This window comes from Ferruginibacter sp., assembly GCF_031430955.1.
Classification (GTDB): Bacteria; Bacteroidota; Bacteroidia; order Chitinophagales; family Chitinophagaceae; genus Ferruginibacter.
The window spans coordinates 1-5,204 of record NZ_JANPCM010000424.1; the positions used below are offsets into that span (position 1 = coordinate 1).

The following is a 5,204-nucleotide window of genomic DNA, read 5'->3' on the forward strand; positions in this document are numbered from 1 at the left end:
GGCCTACTTTATAACCATCTTTTAATAACAAGGGTAAAATTTTCATAACGTTTTTTTAAATTTTACCCTTGTTATTAAAAGATGGTTATAAAGTAGGCCATAAATTTCAATACCCCGATGGAACAACTTTGGTGTACAGCAACCTTACACCACGTAAAGCAAGAAATGAAGCTGTGAACGAAATAATATTTTTCGGACTGCAATATTTTGTAAAAGAATATTTAATAGAACAGTTTAATGATAATTTTTTTAAGGCAGATAAAAAAACCGTTATTGAAAAATATAAACGAAGAATAGAAAGTTATCTGGGCAAAGATGCCATTACCTATAACCATATAGAAGCATTGCATGATTTAGGTTACCTGTCTTTAGAAATTAAAGCAGTGGCCGAGGGTAGTTTAGTGCCTATGAGAGTACCCGTGCTTACGATAAAAAACACTCAGCCCGATTTTTTTTGGTTAACCAATATGCTGGAAACGCTAATGAGTGCTATACTTTGGAAGCCGGTAACATCGGCTACAACCGCCTTTCAATATGCAAAAGAATTTACCAGGTATGCAAACGAAACAGTTGGTGACGACCATGATTTTATTCTCTGGCAGGGCCACGATTTTTCGTTCCGGGGCATGAGTGGTATTGAAGATGCAGTGATGAGTGGTGCCGGGCATTTATTAAGTTTTGCCGGAACGGATACCATACCTGCCATTGATTTTTTGGAATATTATTACAATGCTGATAGCGAAAAAGAGTTGATTGGAGGCTCGGTAGCAGCAACTGAACATAGCGTAATGTGCATGGGTACACAAGACAGCGAAATTGAAACTTTTGAAAGATTGATTGATGTTGTTTATCCAAAAGGTATTGTATCTATTGTTTCTGATACCTGGGATTTTTGGAAAGTGATAACAGAATATTTACCTCAGCTAAAACAAAAAATTATTGCAAGAGAGGGCAAAGTAGTAATACGCCCCGACAGCGGCGACCCGGTAAAAATAATTATTGGTGATGATGAAGCAGAAGCCGGAAGCCCCGCATACAAAGGTGCCATACAATGTATGTGGGAAATATTTGGTGGCACCATTTCCGAAAAAGGCTATAAATTATTAGATGCACATATCGGTTTAATTTATGGCGATGGTATTACTTTAGAAAGGCAACACGATATTTTAGAAGGCTTAAAACAAAAAGGGTTTTGCAGTTATAATGTAGTGCTGGGTCTTGGTTCTTTCACGTACGAATATGTAACCCGTGATACTTTTGGTTTTGCCATGAAGGCAACTTATGGCGAAGTAAACGGAGAAGGAAGAGCAATATTTAAAGATCCCAAAACAGATGATGGTACAAAAAAATCGGCCAAAGGTTTAATAGCCGTTCACAAAAATAAAACCACCGGTAAATTGGAGTATAAAGATGAATGTACCTGGCAGGAAGAACAACAGGGCGAACTAAAAACTGTTTTTAAAGACGGTAAATTATTGATTGATGTTAGTTTGGAAGAAATAAGAAAAAGAGTAAAAGAAAATTTATAAAAAATGAAAATCGAATTAAAAAAATACACAGAACAAGATGTGCAATGGCCGCAAAGTGGTTATCATATAATGGCGCAATACAACGAAAAGGAAATTATTATTTATCAGTCTTACAAAAAAGAAATTGGAAACTTTGCAGTTAAAAATCAATTTTTTGGAGGAGCGTTTAGTTTTGACAGAATGACCTGGATAAAACCAAATTTTCTCTGGATGATGTACAGAAATGGATGGGGAACAAAAGAAGGACAAGAAGTAGTATTAGCTATTCATTTAAAAATGGCTGCCTTTGAAAATTATTTGCAACATTCAGTGTATTCTTCTTATAATCAAACATTGGGTATTACAGAAGAAAGCTGGAGAGAGCAGGTTGCTTTATCTTCAGTACGTTTGCAGTGGGATCCCGATCATAATCCCTATGGTGAAAAATTAAACAGAAGAGCCATACAAATTGGATTGAGAAATGAATTCATAAAATCATTTGCTAATGAAGATATTATTTTGATTGAGGACATTAGTGATTTTGTAAATGAACAATATCAATTTGTACAAAATAGGGAACTCGAAAAATTAATTGTTCCTTTAGAAAAACCATTGCTTTTTAATGACGATAAATTAAATGAAAAGTTGAAAATTAAAACCAACTAAAAAGCTACCAGTGAAAATTAATTTAATACAGGGAGATATTACCACAATAAATACTGATGCTGTTGTAAACGCAGCCAATAGTTCTTTATTGGGTGGCGGCGGTGTGGATGGTGCTATCCACAGGGCAGGTGGCAAAGCTATTTTAGAGGAGTGTGTTGCTATAAGAAATAACCTTGGAGGTTGTAACACTGGCGAAGCAGTAATTACCACTGCAGGAAATTTGCCTTCAAAATTTGTAATACATACTGTTGGCCCGGTTTGGAACGGCGATAAAGAACAAAAGAAAAAACTGTTGGCAAATTGCTACTTTAATAGTTTAGCATTGGCAGAAAGTAAAAAACTTACATCCATTGCTTTTCCAAATATTAGCACTGGCATTTATCATTTTCCAAAAGATAAAGCTGCATTAGCAGCAGTTGACGCAGTGATGGATTTTATAAAAGCAAATAAACATACAACTATTGAAGAAATTATTTTTGTTTGTTTTGATGAAGAAAATTATAATTTTTATTTACAGCAAATGCCCATTACGATTACATTATATCGCCCCGTTAACCAGGCAGAGTTAAATTTAATTGAGGAAACTGGTTGGGAAAATTTTCCGCCCCGTTTACCGGAACAACCCATATTTTATCCTGTAACTAACGAAGGTTATGCCAACCAGATTTCAAAAGAATGGAATGTGCCGGCCTACGGCGTTGGTTATGTAGTAGCTTTTGATTTGCCTGCAAACTATCTTACCAAATATACAGTAGAAAATGTAGGTGGAGAAATACATAACGAATACTGGATACCTGCCGAAGAACAGGAAGAAATGAATGAAAATATTTTAGGCACCATCAGATTGATAAATACTTTTAAATAAAATGATTACTACAAATAAAATAAAGGATGCCATATTAGGTTTGGTTATTGCTGATGCAGTAGGCGTGCCTTATGAGTTTAGTTCAAGAGAAACTTTAAAAGTAAGGCCAGCAAAAGATATGATTAGTCAGGGGAGTCATAATCAGGCAAAAGGAACATGGTCAGATGATTCTTCTCTCACCTTGTGTTTGTTAGATGCGCTGATAGAGAATTATTCTTTACAAAAAATTGCTGAAAATTTTATTGGATGGAAATATAAGAATTTATGGACGGCGAGAGGAAGAGTGTTTGATATTGGTATTACAACTTCGCATTCAATTGAAAGGTTAAATAAGATTTTAAAACGGAATGCCATTAATGAATTAGGCGAATTAAAATATATGGGAAGTGAAGAAGATAATGGCAATGGTTCATTGATGAGGATATTGCCTTTAGCTTTTTATTTGTATCAAAAACCAATTGAAGAACAGTGGCAAAAAACATGGGAGGTTTCAGCATTAACACATCCACCATTCCGTGCAGCAATGGCTTGTTTAATCTATAATAAAATAACTGAACAAATAATAGAAGGAAAATCATTTGATCTTGCGTACAAAGAAATGTGTAATGATATTATTTCATTTTGGAAAAAAGAAGAATTTTCTGAGGAGGAATTTAAAATTTTTGGAAGAATACTATCGGGTAATATTGGTGAATTAAAAGAAGAAGTTATTAATTCGGGTGGCTATGTTATTAATACACTGGAAGCTTCTATTTGGGTTTTATTAGACAGTAATTCTTATAAAGAAGCTGTTTTAAAAGCTGTAAATCTTGGGAGGGATACTGATACAACAGCTGCCGTTGTGGGAGGCATTGCAGGTTTAATGTACGGACAAGAATCTTTTCCTGAAAACTGGTATTGGGATACAGCCAGAATAACTGATATAGAAAATCTTTGTGAAAGATTTTCTACACATTTAAATATTATAAAATGAACAACACACACATAAGCAAATTCCTCAGCCTCGTTCTTCGCCATAAGCCTGAAGAAATTAATTTGCAACTGGATGAAAACGGATGGGCAGATACAGATGAGCTAATAATAAAATCAAATGCACATGGCATGGCGATAGATTTTGATTTGCTGGAAGAAATAGTTTTTACCAATGATAAAAAACGATTTTCTTTTAATGATGATCTTTCTAAAATACGGGCAAACCAGGGGCATTCTGTTGTCATTGATTTAGCACTAACTCCCACGGCGCCACCGGAAAAATTATATCACGGCACTGTTGCAAAATTTATTGATGCAATTAAAATAAATGGCTTGCAAAAAATGAGCAGGCAGCATGTACATTTGAGTAAAGATATTGATACAGCAAAAAAAGTTGGAGCAAGAAGAGGAAAACCAATAATACTTACAATAAATACAATGGCAATGCAGCAGCAGGGTTATTTGTTTTATATTGCTGAAAATGGTGTTTGGTTAACCGATAATGTGCCGACAGCATTTATTGAATTTTAAAATTAATTGGTGAAGACAAAAACTTTTGTAATTGGCGATATACATGGTGCGGCAACTGCTCTAGAGCAAATAATTGAAATGTTACCGCTTGAAAAAAATGACCGCTTAATTTTTTTAGGCGATTATGTTGATGGGTGGTCACAGTCTGCTGAGGTGATCAATTATCTTATGGAGTTGAATGAAAGTTACGATTGTAAATTTATAAAAGGCAATCACGATATTTGGTGTGAAGATTGGCTGAGAGATGGTACAGCAGATAAAACCTGGTTATTCCATGGAGGAAAATCGACTGTTGAAAGTTATGCTGTATGCAGCGAAGCAGAAAAGAAAATCCATTTAAATTTTTTCAACCGCATGATAAATTATTTTGTAGATGAACAAAACAGGTTGTTTATTCATGCCGGTTTTTCATCAATGCACGGGCCGCAAAACGAACCTTATGCCAGCAACTATTCGTGGGACAGAACGCTTTGGGAAATGGCGCTTACTATGGATAAAAGAATTGCCAAAGATTCTAAACTCTATCCTAAAAGATTATTGTTGTTTAAAGAAATTTATATTGGGCATACACCAACTTTATATTATGATGTAACCATACCCATGCAGGCCTGCAATGTATGGAACATAGATACCGGTGCTGCTTTTACAGGCAAACTTTCGGC

The 5,204-nt window shown here is 35.0% G+C and carries 6 protein-coding genes; all 6 read left to right on the forward strand.

Annotation, left to right across the window (positions count from 1 at the left end; all coding sequences use genetic code 11):
* The first annotated feature begins 68 nt into the window (after positions 1-68).
* Positions 69-1,529, forward strand: a complete 1,461-nt coding sequence (locus ACY65O_RS11775) for a nicotinate phosphoribosyltransferase (RefSeq protein WP_462221049.1) — start codon at positions 69-71, stop codon at positions 1,527-1,529.
* A gap of 3 nt (positions 1,530-1,532) precedes the next feature.
* Positions 1,533-2,174, forward strand: coding sequence for a DUF4291 domain-containing protein (locus ACY65O_RS11780; protein WP_462221050.1), 642 nt, complete (start codon positions 1,533-1,535; stop codon positions 2,172-2,174).
* 10 nt (positions 2,175-2,184) lie between these two features.
* Positions 2,185-3,039: an O-acetyl-ADP-ribose deacetylase gene (locus ACY65O_RS11785; protein ID WP_462221051.1), complete on the forward strand. Its 855-nt coding sequence runs from the start codon at positions 2,185-2,187 to the stop codon at positions 3,037-3,039.
* Between the two features lies 1 nt (position 3,040).
* Entirely contained in the window at positions 3,041-4,012 is a 972-nt protein-coding gene (locus ACY65O_RS11790) for an ADP-ribosylglycohydrolase family protein (RefSeq protein WP_462221052.1), read from the forward strand.
* A complete protein-coding gene (locus ACY65O_RS11795; protein WP_462221053.1) occupies positions 4,009-4,542 on the forward strand; it encodes an RNA 2'-phosphotransferase in 534 nt (177 codons plus the stop codon). The genes ACY65O_RS11790 and ACY65O_RS11795 overlap by 4 nt, the downstream gene beginning before the upstream one ends.
* Before the next feature lie 9 nt (positions 4,543-4,551).
* A partial coding sequence (locus tag ACY65O_RS11800; RefSeq protein WP_462221054.1) for a metallophosphoesterase family protein occupies positions 4,552-5,204 on the forward strand: 653 nt, incomplete at its 3' end.